Consider the following 19,321-nt stretch of genomic DNA (forward strand, 5'->3'; position numbering starts at 1 on the left):
CCCGTGCTCTTGGTTTAGATTCAACTTTTGATAGCTTCAGAAAGTCGTGATCGCTTAACTTATGATTTCTAGGCGTTATTTTTGGCATACTGGCGTCGTAATAGTAAATAATAATTTATTATATATTATTTCTTGGAATTGGTATTAGATATCTTCATAGCCTCGTCAAACTCTAACACAGGTAGTTAGAGCCTGTAACTCATCAGAGGTAGGAGTCCTAAATCTTATGTTTCTTGACGATACTTTACGGCTGTGACTAAGACCGAGCATCGTATCCTCAAACTCCGACAAATTGACATCAAGCCCCCACGCAAGCTTGGCTTGCTTGAGCACTGAGCGCAACCTTACCATATCACCGTTTAATGTAGGAGATTTGATTGGCGCTAAACCCTCATACTTACCTTTTAGACGGCTATTAGCAAATGCTGTATAATCCTCACGACTAAGCTCGTTTAACTGTTTGGAGGCTAGCGGTGTGCGTGCTATTAGTTTTAGTGATAGATTATGAGTACGCCCAAACTGACCGCCTAACTCATCTAAGTAGCGATTAATAACATCACGTAACAGCATCGACTTAGCTGAACGCTTTAGCAACAAATCAGGATTGACTTCAATCTCTGCTTCTCGTTTTTTTATCCAAGTTTCAGCTAGCGCTTTTCGGCTAAAAGTTTTTGACTCGCTAAAAGGAGGATAACCTTCCCTGTTAATCCTGATGACTGCTCTAAACCTAAACTTACCGTCTTTTGTTTTACGCTTAGTTATCGATCCCATGACTCACACCACTTACACTTTAAAAATTGATGGTGCAAATATGGCACAACAATAACCCATTAAATAACACGTAAAACATTAAACACGCAAGTAAACACATTTAAATAAATTACAGCTAACACAATATAACACAAAGGTTTAACGCCAAATGCTTAACAATATTAAAGATAAGCGCCTATCCGTAGCACCCATGATTGATTGGACTACGACTGATTATAGATACTTTGCACGCCTATTTAACCCCTATGTCTATCTATATACAGAAATGATTTCTACTGGTGCTATCTTACACGGCAACACAGATCGCTTATTACGTTTTGATACCACTCAACATCCTCTCGTCCTGCAATTGGGCGGAGCCGATATCACAGAGATGACCCAGTGTGCTGTTATTGCTCAACAGCGTAGCTTTGATGAAGTTAATATCAATGTTGGCTGTCCATCAGATAGAGTACAGCATAATAAAATAGGTGCCTGCTTAATGGCTGAGCCAGAAACTGTGGCGAAGTTAGTACATCACATGCAAGCTGAAATTGATATTCCAGTAACTGTTAAGCACCGTATTGGTATTGATGAACATGACAGTTATGAGTTTATGCGAGATTTTGTGGTCGCCTGCGCTGATGCTGGCTGCAAACATTTTATTGTGCATGCTCGTATTGCATGGCTACAAGGTCTTAGCCCTAAACAAAACCGTGAAATTCCGCCGCTTCGCTATGAAGAGGTTTATCGACTCAAACAGGAGTTCCCTGATCTCTATATTGAAATCAATGGCGGTATTGATAGCGTACAACAAATAAAAGTACACCTTGAGCATGTTGACGCAGTAATGATCGGACGTGCTGCTTATCATAATCCTTATCTATTAGCAGAAGCCATGCAGTTGTGGGGGGAACCTGCTGTTAGTCGTGAACAGATTCTAGCAAAGCTATATCCTTATTTAGAACAGCAAGTTGCCAGTGGTGAGCACTTACCTTCTATTGCTCGTCATTTACTAGGTCTCTTTCAAGGACTAGCAGGCGCTCGCAAATGGCGTCAAGCTCTAAGTGGTAAACAGCATTTAACGGTTGATGAAATTAAAGCAGCGGCTGATCACACTCTTAATTTAATTCATAAAGCACAGTTGGCAACTGATTAAGTATCATTAAATCATTACTGTAAAACCATTACCTGCTTTAAGACTCAACTAAATAAGTGCGCTAAATTTATGACATAAAGCTGACATAAAGTTAAAGCCTAAAAAAATAGCCCATCAATTGATGGGCTATTTTATAAAAGCGCATATCACAAACATCGATTTTAATAAAACAAATAATCACAAATATAGTTAACAAGCTTTGAAACAGTTATGGTGTCAACCATGCTAAGTCTACTTTAATTTGCGGTGTAGAACTCACCAATGATCGTATTAAACCAGTATTACTATTTTAAACTTCTTTGACTTTATGCGTTATCAGCTGCTTTACCAGGACGTCTTTCGGGCAGCATACCTTGCTTTAAGATAAAGCTGATAACTTCTTCGATACCATCGCCATCATACAAGTTAGTGAAGATGAATGGACGCTCGCCACGCATTTTCTTAGCATCACGATCCATTGAATCTAAATCTGCATGTACATATTTTGCGATGTCTTTTTTGTTAATGATTAACATGTCAGACTTAGTGATACCTGGTCCACCTTTACGTGGAATATCATCACCAGCTGAAACATCAATAACATAAATAGTTAGATCTGAAAGCTCTGGGCTGAAAGTAGCCGCTAAGTTATCACCGCCTGATTCAACCAAGATTAACTCAAGATTAGGATGACGCTTTTGTAGCTCATCAATAGCCGCTAAGTTCATTGAAGCGTCTTCACGAATGGCTGTGTGTGGACAACCGCCTGTCTCAACACCCATGATACGATCTGCTGGTAATACACCACTTCTTACTAATGAGTCGGCATCTTCACGAGTATAAATATCATTAGTTACTACTGCCATATCATAGTGATCATGCAGTGCTTTACACAGCTGGCGCAATAATGATGTTTTACCAGAACCAACTGGTCCACCGACACCAACACGTAAACATTGTTTCATTATATTATCCTTATAATTTTTATATAGCAAAATCAAAATATAGTTAGCTTGTATGCGCTAACTTAGAATATACTACTAGCTTCATATACTACTAGCTTCATATACTACTAGTTTCATATACTACTAGCTTCATATACTACTAGTTTCATATACTACTAGCTTCTAAATAACCTAGAATACTGAGTCTCATGCTGAGCACTACCAAGCGCTAAGCCTGGTAATATTGGTCCTAACTCATCATCTGATAAATCTAAGGCTTTATCTACTGCGACAACAAGGTTTGGACGTAATTGTTCAATAATTCTTTGTGCAGCCGTCTGACCTAATGGTAACGCTTTACAGGCCGCTGCTAATTGGTTTTCAAGCCATGCCCAACCAAAGCCTAATAAAGTGACTCTTGTTGGTAATCCACGTTTATGTGCCAACCAACTAAATACCGTAATATAGGTTGGATCTTCAGGCATTATCGGATCACCCTGCTCTGCATTAGGTTCAAGACCTAGGCTATTAAGTAAAGTTAATAGCGCTGCACCAAGACGTGAGTCTTCTTCGTTTAGCTCTGCACTTTCACGGTTAGCGTAAAGCCATTCGTTCCAGTACTCTAATCCTTCGCTATCGCCATTTTTCCAACAGGCTTGTAGTCTAGATAACAATGGTAGCTCACATAAAGTTAATCCGTCATCTAATACACCTGTAAGCCAGTCACTAAGGTCGGCTTCATTTTTTACCCAACCGAGCTCAAAAGTACTTTCCAAACCTTGTGACCAGGCGAAAGCCCCTATTGGCAATGCAGGGCTAACTACTTGCATTAGCCCCAAAATTGCCAAATCAGATACGTTACTAGATTGATTCTCAGTGTGCATGGTTGTGATCGCCATGATGGGAGTGTCCCTCATTATGATTATGTTCATGATGACTGTGTTCATGCCCATGTGCATGTGAATGCCCAAGACCAGTTTGCGCATATGCACCTGACTCTGGGTCAAAAGGTGCTTCATGACGCTCTAGAGTTGCCCCTAACAGCTCAGCAAGCTCCTCAAGAACATGATCAGGTGGGAATCTTACCCAATAACGATCATCTGAATCAGAACCAATGGCCAGAGTCACATGACGGTTACCTAAGTGGTAGCAAAGCTTACCTAAAGGTAAACCGTTTTCAATGTATGCGGTAACAACTGGCTCATCGGCAGCACGAACTTGAATCACTTTTCCACAACTAGACTCTAATAAGTCACCATCATTAAGAACCGGTCCTCGATCTAGGAATAGGCCGACTTCCTGCCCTTTATCAGTGGTCGCTTTTAAGCGACCTCTGATACGTAACTCATAAGGCAAAGTTAATGTGTCTAACACCTCACCTTCTTTATCTTTAGTTTCTAGTCTTTTTGTTAATTCAAGCATATTGCTTCCTTACGATTTAGAATAAGTGATAACGTTGTGCTAATGGTAACTCACTTAAAGGCTCGCAACTTAATAACTCACCATCAGCGTAAACTTCATAGGTCTCTGGATCTACAGTTAGATTCGGACACACATCGTTTAGCTTCATATCACTCTTACGCATTGTACGAACGTTTTTACAAGGTACTAATGGACTTCTAAGACCCAACTTCTCTTCTAAACCAGTATTTTCAGCCGCTTGACTGATAAAAGTCATACGTGTTGCATTCACAGCACGACCTTGTGCGCCAAACATGCGACGGTAATGTACAGGCTGAGGTGTTGAGATAGCAGCGTTTGGATCACCCATCAACGCACCTGCAATCATACCACCTTTAATAACTCTAGTTGGCTTAGCACCAAACATTTTTGCTTCCCACAATACCAAATCAGCTAATTTACCAACTTCAATTGAACCAATTTCATGGGCAACACCATGTGCAATAGCTGGGTTGATGGTGTACTTAGCTACATAGCGTTTAGCGCGGAAGTTATCAGCACCTAACTCTTTATCCTCTGGCAACAACCCACGCTGAACACGCATTTTATGAGCTGTTTGCCATGTACGACAGACAACTTCACCAATACGACCCATTGCTTGTGAGTCAGATGACATCATTGACATGGCACCGATGTCATGCAAGATATCTTCAGCTGCGATTGATTCACGGCGAATACGAGAGTCAGCAAACGCAACATCTTCTGCAATATTTGGATCTAAATGGTGACACTCCATCAACATATCCAAATGCTCATCAACTGTATTTACAGTGTATGGACGAGTTGGGTTGGTCGATGATGGTAAAATATTTGGCTGCGCAACCGCAGTAATAATGTCTGGAGCGTGACCACCACCAGCACCTTCAGTGTGGAAAGTATGAATACAACGATCTGCCATTGCATCAAAGGTATCTTGAACGAAACCTGATTCATTTAGCGTATCTGAGTGAAGTGCTACTTGAATATCATACTTATCGGCAATCGTTAATGCGTTGTCGATAATTGCAGGTGTTGCACCCCAGTCTTCATGAATTTTTAGACTCATTGCTCCCGCTTTAACTTGAGCTTCTAAACCTTCTGGAGTACTTACACTACCTTTACCTAAAATACCGATGTTCATTGGTAAATCATCAACGGCTTGTAGCATTTTGTGGATATGCCAAACGCCAGGTGTACTGGTTGTTGCCATTGAACCTTCAGCTGGACCTGTACCACCACCGATCATAGTTGTTGTACCGCTCATTAGCGCTTCATCAACCTGCTGTGGACAGATAAAATGAATATGTGTATCAATACCACCAGCAGTTAAGATTTTGCCTTCACCAGCGATGATTTCTGTGCCTGGACCAACAACAATATTCACATCAGGCTGGGTGTCTGGGTTACCAGCTTTACCAATACCAGCAATGCGGCCATCTTTTAAGCCAACATCTGCTTTGACGATTCCCCAATAATCAAGAATAATGACGTTGGTAATCACAGTATCCATGACTTCGTCACCGGCACTTTGGCCTTGACCCATGCCGTCACGAATTACTTTACCACCACCGAATAGAATTTCTTCACCATAATGCGTGTAATCTTTTTCAATCTCAATCCATAGTTCTGTATCGCCTAGGCGAACACGGTCACCTACTGTTGGGCCATACATCTCTGAATATGCTTTACGAGAAATTTTCATGCTTTAACTCCTAATTTTTATTCTTTATCGAGTGGACCCATAACATCGCCACGGAAACCAAAGATACGACGTTTGCCTGCAAAGGCTACTAAAGTCACTTCACGACTTTGACCTGGTTCAAAACGTACAGACGTGCCTGCTGGAATTGCTAAACGAAAACCATAGGCTTTATCACGATCAAACTCAAGCGCTGAGTTCGTTTCGGCGAAATGATAGTGTGAGCCTACTTGTACAGGTCTATCACCATTATTTGAAACTGTGACAGTAATCGTTTCACGATCTGCGAGTAGCTCAATGTCACCACTTTTTAATTGATATTCTCCTGGAATCATGATAATTCTCCTAAACGATTGGGTGGTTAACGGTGACAAGCTTAGTACCGTCTGGGAAAGTTGCTTCTACCATGATGCTTGGAATCATTTCTGGAACACCTTCCATCACATCATCACGTGTTAGCACTTCACGACCGGCACTCATTAGCTCAGCAACACTACGACCTTCGCGTGCACCATCTAAAATAAATAAACTGATAAATGCAATCGCCTCAGGGTAGTTAAGCTTAAGGCCTTTTGCTTTACGGCGTTCTGCAACTAGACCTGCAGTAAACAGCATTAGCTTATCTTTATCTCTTGGTGTTAAGTCCATCACTTACTCCTCATTGTTATATTGACTCTTATAAAACTTTTATAAAAACAGTTACTTAATTAAGTGGTTGAATTACAAAGTAAATCGAAATATAAACCATGTAAGTAAACACAACCATTACTTAGAAAGATATTTGTGTATAACCATGCTTTTAAGTCAACCAAATACGTGGGATAACAGCTTCATGCCCAGTTAGACGTGGCCGTAAAATCTCACGTGCTTGCTGAAATATTTCCCAAGCTTCATTGCGATCCGTACCCATATAACGTAGCAATAAAACGCCACGACGATAAGTAACTGCCCAATTATTAGAAGCTGGTATAGAGTCGCGCAGTGCTGTAATTGCCTCTTGCGGGTCATCTAGACCAACCACCCAAAAAGTACCATGTGACGTTGCGCCACCTTGACCCCATTTTCCTTGAAACCTAGGATGATCAGGCTCAACAAATTGGCGCTCTATCCATAACGGCTTACCATTACGAAATATTTGAAACTTTTGCTCTAAGCGTCCGCTTTCAAATGGAAGATTTGTTGCAGGTCGGCCAAGGCATAATAGCTCCCAGCCTAAACACTTAGCATTTTCTCCCAGTTCAATATTAAATAGTTGCGTACCACGTGTACCATTAAAAGCTATGGAATCTAGTGGTAACCATTCAAGGATCCCATCATCTTCTACTTGCAAGCTTGTGATCTGATGCCATTCAACATTATTACTATCTGCTTTATATAGCTTATTGGCAGCAGGCGTGGTTACCAAAGTATGCGCACCCTGCTCTACAGTTACATCAAATTCAAGCACATCTCCACTTACCAGTCCACCTGGGGGGTGCAAGATATATACATGGCAACATCCTTCATTCCCTTCTGGATAAAATGGTCTTTGAATACGTAAAGGCCCATAATGTTTAGCATGCCTCATGCGCGTAATATCTGGCAATCCTTTGGTGTCAAAAACTAGTTTTAAAGAAGCATCCCAATGGCGGCTGGCATCAAAACGGTGTCCTGAATCAAACTTTTTAACAGCCGTATCTGGAGAAGTTGTCATTGTATTAAGTACCTTTATTTATTACAATATTTCTTTATTTATTACAATATTTCTTGGTTTATTACTATGATGTTATTTACTTTTAATTAAATTTATCGCTACCAATGCAATATATTTTAAACATTTATTATTGTCTATTTCAAAATTTAAATTTTGTTTTATCATCAACATTCAATAAAAACTTTAACATTCAATAAAAACTTTGACAGATTAAACTTAGCACACCAAAATCTTAACCAGCACACTTAAAATTAGTTATTGTTATCAGGTATTAATTGGCTTTATAGTTCTTTTAACATACTATCTGCTTTTATTTATATTATATTAATATTTGCGATGTACTCTTCTGATGTACTCTTCTTTAGTTAGGAAAGCTAAAAGCTAAAAAGCCAAAAGTTAAAATAAGTCAAATAAAAAAAGTTGAATAAAAACCATAAAAGCTAAATAAAAAGCATAGATTAAATAAAAAAGCATATTCACGAGTAATGCTTTACTTATTTCATCCAATAACTTAGGCATTAGGCAATAGCTAATTTCGATATTATATAACTACTTAAACAAGAAGAATATATAGCAAATCATACCAATACACTGTTATAGACACTCTATATATCTGAACTATTAAAGTCAACTTCTATTCTTGAAAGTTATATAACTCCCCAATAATATCGATAGTTTTTTAGTTAAACTACTACTTTAGACAGAAAAAATTTGTATTCAATACCATTTTCGCTGTTTTAGTTTTACCATTTGTATCTAAACCAAGCCTTGGGGCCCTTTAATCCAACTTAGCTTTATTTAAAGCTCAAGCCATATAAAAGTGGTATATGCCTATGACCTATGTATAGTCTATGATAGAACGACCTTCTAGCCATACATTTTGCGCTATTCCCATAATTTCACTTTATCCCAGTTTTGAAGATTAGTATAGTATGCAAGAAAACAGATATGTTGCTGAAATGTTACTTTCAAGGCTTAACAGAAATTGAGCTTTGATACGTCTATGACTTACACACATCTTATGACTTACAGGACGCACACCTCTCACCATAGCCCCGCCTAAGAAGAGTGGTTATTTATCAATTATGCTGACTGCTGACTGAAATGATAATTCAGTTACATACAGGATATTGGCATCCATGCTGATTTAGAAGGATAGCTAGCAGCTCTACTCCAACTGTTTGTTTATGTGGTTTATTACTATTAATTCCCAACTACCTATTAACTCCCAACTACCTATTAACTCCCAACTACCTATAACATTTATATCTTTATCATCTAGCCTATGGTTATGGTATAGGTAGCTAGTTTTTTCTTTTTTTTTGAATAATTCTTATTACAACACTTTTATCTATCCAAAAATATTTTGGTAAATTAGCAGGTTACATCTTAAAAACATTAGATAAAAAAAAGGTATTGGTTTATTTATAATCATATAAACTTGTTATTCCACAATAAAAGTATGGTAATAGATGGGTATATACTGCTACACTATCCTGCACTGATAGACTCTATCTTTTAATAATTATATTTTAAATATAGATTTATAATAGTTGATTACGTATTTTTATATTTCTTATATATCGTGTAACAACGTAATGATTAGTAACTAAAGTACATATTAGTATTTACATTTTTACTTAAAGGGTACACAATTAAATTTAATATTGTTTTTCTTGCGTAAGTATGTTTACTTTCATGACTTTTTATTCATGATTTTAATTTAGAGGTGTTCTATGACTGAAACGACTAAAGCAGTTCATAAGCCATTAAGCAAGCCACTTGCTTATGCATTTATTATGACTGGTATTTTTGCATTAGCTTTTTCCGCTATTATGGTTAAAGAAGCAAACTTTGAGCCAGTAACAAATGCGTTCCTACGTTGTTTACTAGGTTTCATTACACTAATTCCTTTTGGTATTTGGGAAATCAAAACTAAAAGAAAGTTAAGTAAAAATGGTGTACTTCTAGCAATTGGTGCTGGTATCTTCTTAGGTATTGATATGACAGCATGGAACTACGCCATTTTCTTCATTGGTGCTGGTATTTCATCTGTTCTATTGAACCTACAAATTATCATTATGCCTATGCTGGCAATGATATTTGATAAATTCCAGCCCAAAAAGAGCTTCTGGGTACTTGTACCTATCATGATCTTCGGTATCGTTTTAGCTGGTGGTATCCTTGATGGTGCACCCTCTGAAGGTCCAGCTATTATTTGGGGTTATCCAATTGCATGGATTGGCACAGCACTAGGTATGCTATCAGGTATCTGTTATGGTTGTTACTTATACACCAGTAGAAAATCAGGTACACTAAACGCTGGTTTATACATTCAGCCACTAATGTGGGTGTTCTTAGCGCAGTTAATTCCCCAAGGTTTTACCATGCTTTTCTTATCGCCTGAAGGCTGGAACGTCACTCAAGGTGTATTAGCTAATGGTAAGCTACCACTTGATGCGGGTACTGCGATGACAGGTGATATGATTACTGCTGCTAACTGGTGGTGGATGGTGTTACTAGCGGTTGTTGGTCATGCTATGGCATGGGTATTCGTTCAGATTGGTTCTGTTAACTTAGATCCAACAGTTGTTGCAGGTCTTCTACTATTGAGCCCAATTACTACCGTACTTGTTGCTCCTTATACAAGTGGTGAATCTATCTCTGTGCTACAAGCTATTGGGGTTGTTATCGTACTCGCTGCGGTTGCTTACCAGAACGAGCTACATAAAGCCTTACTTGGTAAGTTAAAAGGTAGTACTTAAAGAAAGCCACCGTAAATGCTTTTTAAGTCAAGCTATTGAGCTATCTAGCCTCATTATGACTTAGCTTTACAACAAAATAGAAAAAAATAAGCCAGATTTAATCTGGCTTATTTGTGTTTGACATTGTCTGAACTGGCTTCGTATATCGCATCTAGCTCCTGCTTAGATAGTAGCTCTTGAGCAAGTGGAAACAGCTCACGCTCTTCAAAACGTATATGCTCATAAAGCGTCTTACCTAACTCTCGGATTTGGTTGGCACTTAGGCTAGGCAAGTGTATGATTTTATATAGCTTTTTATGCTGGCTTGCAATGATATCTAACACCTTTGCCACCTTCGGATAGCTGTCCTTATATCGTGCTAACATCACTAACAATAAATCATCCTCAACCTTAAAGTGGTTGCTCATATTATCATTGATATATTCTGTCAGTGCCATCCAGTGCTTAGCGATATCTTCCACATCATTGGCGCAGCGCTTGGCATGAGTCGCAATAACCAACCCCAGATGATGTTCGCGTGATAAAGGTTGCAACTGTTTGGCACGTTCCATGACACATCCTTTAATATACTGATTCACTGTCGTTTTATTATCAATTTAAACGATTTTTAAAGCTGAAAATTAACCACGGTATACGTTTTCTTGTGCCAGCTCTATCTCAATGCCTTCAATATCTGCCGCTTCTGCTAAGGTGTATAAATAATCACATAAGCCATGATGGAAAGCTTGCTGTGCCAGCTTATTAGCAATAGCAGGTTTGGCTTGTAAGTAATCTAGCTGCACGCCCAGCTGTTTATCCATCACATCGACGATATGAAAACCATAACGGGTTTCTACCGGGCTAGGCGCTAAGCCTTCATCCATAGAAAATACAGCGGACTCAAACTCAGGCACTGTCTGACCTTGACTTAAGACACCCAACTCGCCACCCTGCTCTTTTGATGGGCAAGCAGAATACTGGCGTGCCAATTCGATAAACTCAGCACTTGAATTTTGACTGTTGTTAATGCGCTCGATCAGCTCATATGCCTGCTTTTTAACAGCCAAGCGCTCCTCGCCATCTTCTGGTAAGCTGGCAAGTAGGATATGACGTACCGACATAATAGGTGCTGTCTTATAATCAGATTTATTTTGTTCATAAAAGCGCTCACATACCGCATTATCTGGTGTGGAGGCTGTCACATTTTTGTCAATTAAATCTGAAATCGCCTGCTCTTCATTTGCCTCCCAAGCAGCTTGACCTAGCGTCTCATCTGCCAGTACCGCATGCTTTAATAACTCGCGTACTACCAGCGCCTGAACTGCTAAGAATAACGCATCCTCTTTGGTTGCTGCAGGATGATATTGTAGCTCTTGAGCAATTGCCTTTTTGTCAATCTCTATCCCATTGACTCGAATGGTAGGCAGCTCTTCTCGACTAGAGGCAATTAGATTATTATGATTGCTACGCTCTTCTGCTAAGACTTGCTCAATCAGTTCTTTATCAGAGTGTGGTTTTTTTAGATCATCCGAAGTTGGCATGATACGGATAGTGTCATCTGCCGCTTGTGTTGGATCATAAGTCGTTGCCGTCATGTTATACTCCGTTAAGTTATCCTCACCTTAAACGCTGTATACCTCTATTTAAAGTGAGGATGAACCTTTGTGTTATTTCTTACGCTTAGCTCAATCAAACTATTTAAGCGTGTCACAGCTAGTGTATATTGCCATTATTTTTGTCGCACAATCTGATAGCGACGACCTAAATACCACACTGGTGCACTAATAATGTGAATCAATCGGGTGAACGGGAAGATCAGTATTAAAGTTATACCCAAGGCAATGTGTAGCTGATAAACAACACTGGTGCCTTCGATAGATGACAGGGCTTGTAGCGGTCTAAATACCGTTATGTTCTGTGCCCAACTCGCAAGTTGCATCATGGTGCCGCCATCCATATGACTGGTTGATGCAACAATGGTCAGTAGCCCAAGATTTAGCTGTACAAATAAAATAATCAATACTAATTTGTCAGACATACTTGAGGTATGTGAAATACGGTCATCAGTAAAACGACGGATGATAAGCATGATCATACCGATCCAGCACACAACACCTGCGATACCACCAGCAACCATAGCAAGCAGTTGCTTTTGCGGTGCGGTGATAAAGGGCTCATAAACCCAATGCGGTGTTAACAATCCCACAAAGTGACCTAATAAAATACCGATAATACCAATATGAAATAGGTTGCTTGCGGCACGCATGTTCTTTTTGCGTAGCATTTGTGATGACCCTGTTTTCCATGAGTATTGTGACAGGTCAAACCGTGCCCATGTACCAATAATAGCAACCACCAATGCAATATAGGGGTAAATGCCAAATAAAAATATTTGTAGCCAATTCAAGTTGGCTAGATTTTGTAAGTTGGGATCTGAGATATTCATAGCTATTCTCCTAGAGGCTATTTGGCTGGTGATGTTTGGTTAAAATCTACCCAATGCACAGGGGCATCGACCTGTTTTTGTGGTGGCGCTGACTTGTCAACAGCAATCCCAACTGTACTTGAAGGACAGCGCTCCTCTTGCTGCGCCCCTAAAAAATCAACCGCCTCTTCTTCCCACTCTTTATCAAGTGCATCAAAAGTGTCATCTCGCAGTTCTTGCTGTACTTTTTCCTCTAGCTCAGACACACTCTCAAGAGGCTTGCCAGCAATCTGTAATAATGCATTAAAACAGCCCACATATAAGCTGCCTCTGTCTGTTAAACGAGCAGCTAATAGTGCAATAATATGACTCACGTCAGCGATATCCATTCGAACTTGAATGTCATCGCCAGTCACCGCAGCCTGATAGGCTAAAAATTCCAGATACATTGGTAAGTAATCAGGCAACTCTTTTAGACCGATTTCAAAGCCAGCAGCTTCATATTGAGCCATCAGATCTACCATGGCTTGACCACGATCACGTGATTCGCCATGCACATGCTCGAACAGCCATAACGATAACGATCGTCCACGCTCGAATAAACCGTCATAACGGGCTTGCGACTCTAAAGCACCGGTTTCGACTAAATCATCAATCAAAGCAATAACTTGTGCTCTCACCTCTGGGCTAATTACTGAGGACTGGCTAACAATGTCTTTCGACATTGCCAGCGTGTCATCTTCAAACAGCTCATTGGTTGGATAATCAATCAGCAGGCTCAATACTTTAAGGATTTTCATATCTGAATCTGCAATGGTTGGCATCGCTTGTGAACTTTGATCAATATCGGTATCAAAAGCTGTATTTTGGATAATATCTGTCATGCTATACCTCCCACTTTTGCACGGTGTCAATAAAGTCACGACGGGTAGACTTTTTCTGACCAAACATACTGACATCATTGCTACCTGAACAGCCTTCACCAAAGGTGAATCCACAGCCATTACGTTCAGCAAACGCATCACTCATAGCTTCTTCACGATGTGCTGTTGGGATAACGAAGCGATCTTCAAAGTTCGCGATGGCTAAGTAGCGATACATCTCTTCTACTTGATGCTTGGTTAAGCCCACATCATCCAAGATGCTTTGTACTTCTTGCTTCTCGACCAATTGCATACGCTTGTAGCTGCGCATCGCAAGTAGGCGTTTTAGTGCCATACGCACCGGCTCTTCGTCACCAGCGGTTAACATATTGGCCAAATAACGCAGTGGAATACGTAAGCTGTCTACATCTGGAATCAGACCGTCCATGCCTACTTTGCCCGCTTCTGCTGCATTTTGAATTGGTGATAATGGCGGTACGTACCACACCATAGGAAGCGTACGGTACTCAGGGTGTAATGGTAGTGCCAGCTTCCAATCCATCGCCAGTTTATAAACGGGTGACTGCTGAGCGGCATCAATCACTGACTGCGGTACACCATCTTTTAATGCTTGAGCGATGACTTCTGGATCATTTGGATCTAAGAATACGTCCAACTGCGCTTGATATAAGTCTTGCTCATTTGGCGTGCTTGCCGCTTCGCTAATCTTATCGGCATCATATAACAGGACGCCAAGATAGCGAATACGACCGACACAAGTTTCAGAACAAACGGTTGGCATGCCCGCTTCAATACGTGGATAACAGAAAATACATTTTTCAGATTTACCTGATTTCCAGTTGTAGTAAATTTTCTTATACGGACAACCAGAGATACACATACGCCAGCCACGGCATTTGTCTTGGTCAATCAATACAATGCCGTCTTCTTCACGCTTATAAATTGCCCCACTTGGACAAGACGCCACACAGGTTGGGTTTAAGCAGTGCTCACACAGACGTGGCAGATACATCATGAAGGTATTTTCATACTCGCCATAGATATCGGCTTGCACGTTGTCGAAGTTTTTATCACGACGACGCTTTTCAAACTCTGAGCCTAAGATTTCTTCCCAGTTAGGGCCCCACTCGATGTTCTGCATACGCTTGCCGGTGATGGCAGAACGTGGGCGAGCAATCGGTTGGTGATTGCTAATGGGCGCTGTTTGTAAATGTTGATAATCAAAATCAAACGGCTCATAGTAATCGTCGATTTCAGGTAAATCTGGGTTAGCGAAGATGTTCGCTAACACTCTGAATTTACCACCGATACGTGGATTAATCGTGCCATTGGCATTACGAATCCAGCCGCCTTTCCATTTGTTTTGGTTTTCCCACTCTTTGGGATAACCAATACCTGGCTTGGATTCAACGTTGTTAAACCACGCATATTCCATGCCTTCACGGCTGGTCCAAACGTTTTTACAGGTAACTGAGCAGGTGTGACAACCGATACATTTATCAAGGTTAAGCACCATGCCTACTTGTGATCTAATTTTCATGGGTGTGTGCTCCAAATTTAAGTGTTTAAGGTTGTCTTAACCTTCCAAAGTCGTTGGTAATGGCTGTGGTAATGAGTCATCTGGCTTGTCTTCTAACCAGTCAATTTTTGACATCTTACGAACCACAACAAACTCATCACGGTTACAACCGACAGTGCCGTAGTAGTTAAAGCCGTATGATTGCTGTGCATAGCTACCAATCATGTGCGTCGGCTTCAAGATAGTACGGGTCACAGAGTTATGAATACCACCACGGGTACCGGTGTGCTCAGAGCCTGGAATATTGACCAGTTTCTCTTGTGCGTGATACATCATGGTCATGCCATCTTTCACACGCTGACTGACGACCGCACGTGCTGTAATCGCACCGTTGACGTTAAATACTTCAATCCAGTCGTTGTCTTCAATACCGGCTGATTTTGCATCATTTTCAGACAGCCAAATAATAGGACCACCACGGCTGAGCGTTAGCATGAGTAAGTTTTCAGAGTACGTACTGTGGATGCCCCATTTTTGGTGCGGTGTTAAGAAGTTCAGTACAATCTCTTTGTTGCCATTTGGCTTAGCGTCTTTCATGATGTCCGTGGCTTTGGTATCAATCGGCGGACGATACTGCTGCATCTGCTCACCGAATGCCTGCATCCAAGGGTGATCTTGATAAAACTGCTGACGGCCAGTAATGGTACGCCAAGGAATCAGCTCATGGACGTTGGTGTAGCCTGCGTTATAGCTGACCGATTCAGATTCAAGACCAGACCAGGTTGGGCTTGAGATAATTTTACGTGGCTGCGCAACGATGTCTCTAAAGCGAATTTTTTCGTGCTCACTTGCAGCCGCTAAATGCGCGTGCTCACGGCCAGTAAACGCCTCTAGCGCTTTCCAACCTTTGACAGCAATCTCACCATTGGTCTCAGGGGCTAGCATCAAGATGGTTTCTGACGCATCAATTGCAGTAAAGATTTGTGGACGACCTTCTGTAATACCTGGGGTAGTGACACGATGATTTAAGTCACCTAAATCTTTAACAGCCTTGGTCATATCCCAGTTCAAGCCTTTCGAGCCGTTACCTAATTCCTCAAGCGCAGGGCCTAAGGAGGTGTATTTGGCATAGGTATTCGGATAATCACGCTCGACCACTTTAATCATTGGACAGTTTTTACCCGGTACTGGTTTCTCACCCGCTGTTTTCCAGTCGCTACCACCAAATGGCTGTGCCAATTCACCTGGGCTGTCGTGTTGCATCGGTAGCGTGACCACATCCGTCTCAACACCTAAGTGACCCACTGATACTTGTGAGAAGGCTTTGGCGATGCCTTTATAGATTTCCCAGTCTGTTTTTGATTCCCAAGCAGGGTCAGTTGCTGCGGTTAGTGGGTGGATGAATGGATGCATGTCTGAGGTGTTCATGTCATCTTTTTCATACCAGGTGGCAGTTGGCAACACGATGTCTGAATACAAGCAAGTTGATGACATACGGAAGTCTAACGTGACCACCAGATCAAGCTTACCTTTTGCGCCTTTTTCAACATAATCGACTTCTTTCGGAATCAATCCTTGTGGCAATTCATCTTCACTCATCAGACCATTTTTGGTGCCTAAGAAATACTCAAGCATGTACTCATGACCCTTACCTGATGAACCGAGTAAGTTTGAGCGCCAAATAAACATATTGCGTGGGAAATTTTTAGGATTATCAGGTGACTCACATGCAAAGCGTAAGCTGCCCTCATGTAGTGAATCCACGACATACTCTTCAATCTCTTTACCTTGCGCTTTCGCCGCAGCCGCGATAGATAACGGGTTACGATTAAGCTGAGGTGCTGATGGCAACCAGCCTGCACGTTCGGCTTGAATGTTGTAATCAAGCATGTGCTCTGGGAAGAACTTCTTATTCACACGTGGCGATAAGATTTCGTGTGCAGATACTGTCTCGTGACGCCACTGTGAGCTGTGGTTATAGAAGAAGCTAGTGCCGTTCATATGACGTGGTGGACGATGCCAATCCAGGGCGAACGCCAGCGGCAACCAACCTGTCTGCGGACGTAGTTTTTCTTGACCAACATAATGCGCCCAACCGCCGCCTGATTTACCGATACAACCACACAGCATCAGCATGTTAATCACGCCGCGGTAGTTCATATCTAGGTGATACCAGTGGTTCATGCCGGCACCGATGATAATCATCGACTTACCATGAGTTTTGTGTGCGTTTTCGGCAAACTCACGGGCAACTTGAATCACACGCTCACGGCTAACACCTGTGATGACTTCCTGCCATGCTGGCGTGCCCGCAACACTTGCGTCGTTGTAATCATCAGTGACATGCTCGCCACCAACGCCATTATCCACACCTAAATTGGCTAAAGTTAAGTCGAATACAGTGGCAACTTTAGCGGTTGTACCATCTGCTAAAGTCACCGTTTTACACGGTACTTTTTTGGTCTGTAACGCCTCGCCGGCGACCGCTGTAAAATATGGATGCTCAGTACCACCGAAGTAATCGAAGGTGACATCACAGACTTCCTGCTCGCCTGCCTCAGATTTTAGGCTTAAAGTTAAGTCGATATCTTTGCCAGTTGTGCCACTTTTTTGCTCAAGGTTCCATTTGCCTTTTTCGCCCCAACGATAGCCGATAGAGCCTAGTGGTGACACAAGTTCGCCATCGTTATTTAGACCAATGGTCTTCCACTCTGGGTTATTTTCTTCACCAAGATTGTCCACTAAGTCTGATGCACGCAGATAACGACCAGGACGACGACTACCGCTGTCATCTTCTTCTAGCATGACCAAGATTGGCATGTCGGTATAACGCTTGGCGTAATCTAAGAAATAGTCACTTGGCTGTTTAAGATAAAATTCTTTGATAATCACATGACAAAATGACTGTGCTAACGCGGCGTCTGTACCTTGTTTGGGGTTTAGCCAAAGGTCGGTTAGCTTTGAGATTTCAGCATAATCCGGTGTAATAGAAACTGTTTTGGTACCTTTATAACGTACTTCGGTAAAGAAGTGAGCGTCTGGTGTACGCGTCTGCGGTACGTTAGAGCCCCAAGCAATGATGTAGTCTGAGTTGTACCAGTCAGCGGACTCAGGTACGTCGGTTTGTTCACCCCAAGTCATCGGTGACGCTGGTGGTAAGTCACAGTACCAGTCATAAAACGACAGACAAACGCCACCAATCAAAGACAAATAGCGACTACCAGCAGCATAGCTGACCATAGACATCGCAGGAATTGGCGAAAAGCCGATAATACGGTCTGGACCATAAGTTTTGGCAGTATAAACATTACTAGCAGCGATGATTTCATTGACCTCATCCCAGCTTGAGCGAATAAAGCCACCCAAACCTCGTTTAGACTTATATTCAGCAGTCTTGCTTGGATCTTCAACAATACTTGCCCATGCATCTACTGGGTCTGCATGCTGTGCTTTTGCCGCTCGCCAAAGCTTGAGTAGTGGTTTACGAACTTTAGGATACTTAACACGGTTAGCAGAGTACATATACCAGCTATAACTTGCCCCACGTGGGCATCCACGAGGCTCATGGTTTGGCAAATCTGGACGAGTACGAGGATAATCTGTCTGCTGGGTTTCCCAAGTGACAAGACCGTTTTTGACATAAATTTTCCACGAGCAAGATCCTGTACAGTTAACCCCGTGGGTTGAACGCACTACCTTGTCATATTGCCAACGGTTGCGGTAGCCGTCCTCCCATCCACGTGCTTCGTCACGCACCTCACCATGACCGTCAGAGAACTCTCCTTTTTTGCGTTTAAAAAAACGAAACTGGTCGAGTAAATGGCTCATTTTGCTATCCTCTAGGTTGTGCTTACAAGCGACTATAAGCTCGCAGTAAGCTTTAGGCTTTTCTATGTTTTTGCTTACATTTTCTAAGTTTTTCTTGCATCTATGTGAGCAATGGTAGATATCTGTTGATATTGCCTATTCTATGCAGGTATCCAACGCCTTACTATTATCTGACATAGGCAGCCTGCTACTACTTTGGTAGTAGCTTAACTTTGATAGTAGCTTAACTTTGGTAGCAGCTTTAAAGTGACGCTTTA

The 19,321-nt window shown here is 41.5% G+C and carries 16 protein-coding genes; 2 read left to right on the plus strand and 14 right to left on the minus strand.

Translation table 11 applies throughout. The features are described from left to right. Positions 1–165: 165 nt before the first annotated feature. Positions 166–771, minus strand: a complete 606-nt coding sequence (locus H140_RS14935) for a site-specific integrase (protein ID WP_019673216.1) — start codon at positions 769–771, stop codon at positions 166–168. Positions 772–919: 148 nt separating this feature from the next. Here H140_RS14935 and dusA point away from each other — a divergent pair, with 148 nt between their 5' ends. Further along, a complete protein-coding gene (gene dusA / locus H140_RS0108420) occupies positions 920–1,909 on the plus strand; it encodes a tRNA dihydrouridine(20/20a) synthase DusA (RefSeq protein WP_019673217.1) in 990 nt (329 codons plus the stop codon). A 305-nt stretch (positions 1,910–2,214) separates the two neighbouring features. Here the strand turns inward: dusA and ureG are convergent, their stop codons facing one another. The 7 genes from ureG to H140_RS0108455 all read right to left on the minus strand — a co-directional run bounded on the left by ureG (position 2,215) and on the right by H140_RS0108455 (position 7,664). Next, on the minus strand, positions 2,215–2,853 hold the full coding sequence (gene ureG / locus H140_RS0108425; RefSeq protein WP_019673218.1) for an urease accessory protein UreG: 639 nt from the start codon (positions 2,851–2,853) through the stop codon (positions 2,215–2,217). 155 nt (positions 2,854–3,008) lie between these two features. Then, positions 3,009–3,731 carry an urease accessory protein UreF gene (locus H140_RS0108430; RefSeq protein ID WP_228127164.1) on the minus strand — a complete coding sequence of 241 codons (723 nt, stop codon included), beginning with the start codon at positions 3,729–3,731 and terminating at the stop codon, positions 3,009–3,011. Further along, a complete protein-coding gene (gene ureE, locus H140_RS0108435) occupies positions 3,706–4,254 on the minus strand; it encodes an urease accessory protein UreE (RefSeq protein WP_019673220.1) in 549 nt (182 codons plus the stop codon). Before ureE ends, H140_RS0108430 begins: the two co-directional genes overlap by 26 nt. Positions 4,255–4,270: 16 nt before the next feature. Continuing rightward, complete coding sequence (gene ureC, locus H140_RS0108440) at positions 4,271–5,974, minus strand: urease subunit alpha (protein ID WP_019673221.1); 1,704 nt, start codon at positions 5,972–5,974, stop codon at positions 4,271–4,273. Between the two features lie 17 nt (positions 5,975–5,991). Then, positions 5,992–6,306, minus strand: coding sequence for an urease subunit beta (locus H140_RS0108445; RefSeq protein WP_019673222.1), 315 nt, complete (start codon positions 6,304–6,306; stop codon positions 5,992–5,994). Positions 6,307–6,316: 10 nt separating this feature from the next. Further along, complete coding sequence (gene ureA, locus H140_RS0108450) at positions 6,317–6,619, minus strand: urease subunit gamma (RefSeq protein WP_019673223.1); 303 nt, start codon at positions 6,617–6,619, stop codon at positions 6,317–6,319. 151 nt (positions 6,620–6,770) lie between these two features. After that, positions 6,771–7,664, minus strand: coding sequence for an urease accessory protein UreD (locus H140_RS0108455; protein WP_019673224.1), 894 nt, complete (start codon positions 7,662–7,664; stop codon positions 6,771–6,773). 1,736 nt (positions 7,665–9,400) lie between these two features. Between H140_RS0108455 and H140_RS0108460 the strand changes: the two genes are divergently transcribed. Beyond that, on the plus strand, positions 9,401–10,429 hold the full coding sequence (locus H140_RS0108460) for a DMT family transporter (RefSeq protein WP_019673225.1): 1,029 nt from the start codon (positions 9,401–9,403) through the stop codon (positions 10,427–10,429). A gap of 107 nt (positions 10,430–10,536) precedes the next feature. Here H140_RS0108460 and H140_RS0108465 read toward each other — a convergent pair whose 3' ends face one another. The 6 genes from H140_RS0108465 to H140_RS0108490 form a co-directional block, all read right to left on the minus strand. After that, complete coding sequence (locus tag H140_RS0108465; RefSeq protein WP_019673226.1) at positions 10,537–10,980, minus strand: hypothetical protein; 444 nt, start codon at positions 10,978–10,980, stop codon at positions 10,537–10,539. Positions 10,981–11,049: 69 nt separating this feature from the next. Next, positions 11,050–12,003 carry a peptidylprolyl isomerase gene (locus H140_RS0108470; RefSeq protein ID WP_019673227.1) on the minus strand — a complete coding sequence of 318 codons (954 nt, stop codon included), beginning with the start codon at positions 12,001–12,003 and terminating at the stop codon, positions 11,050–11,052. Positions 12,004–12,137: 134 nt separating this feature from the next. Next, on the minus strand, positions 12,138–12,854 hold the full coding sequence (gene narI, locus H140_RS0108475) for a respiratory nitrate reductase subunit gamma (protein ID WP_019673228.1): 717 nt from the start codon (positions 12,852–12,854) through the stop codon (positions 12,138–12,140). A 17-nt stretch (positions 12,855–12,871) separates the two neighbouring features. Further along, complete coding sequence (gene narJ / locus H140_RS0108480; RefSeq protein ID WP_019673229.1) at positions 12,872–13,717, minus strand: nitrate reductase molybdenum cofactor assembly chaperone; 846 nt, start codon at positions 13,715–13,717, stop codon at positions 12,872–12,874. A gap of 1 nt (position 13,718) precedes the next feature. Next, positions 13,719–15,257 carry a nitrate reductase subunit beta gene (gene narH, locus H140_RS0108485; protein WP_019673230.1) on the minus strand — a complete coding sequence of 513 codons (1,539 nt, stop codon included), beginning with the start codon at positions 15,255–15,257 and terminating at the stop codon, positions 13,719–13,721. A gap of 36 nt (positions 15,258–15,293) precedes the next feature. Next, positions 15,294–19,064: a nitrate reductase subunit alpha gene (locus H140_RS0108490; protein WP_019673231.1), complete on the minus strand. Its 3,771-nt coding sequence runs from the start codon at positions 19,062–19,064 to the stop codon at positions 15,294–15,296. Positions 19,065–19,321 lie beyond the last annotated feature (257 nt).

It is taken from the genome of Psychrobacter lutiphocae DSM 21542, from assembly GCF_000382145.1.
Classification (GTDB): Bacteria; Pseudomonadota; Gammaproteobacteria; order Pseudomonadales; family Moraxellaceae; genus Psychrobacter; species Psychrobacter lutiphocae.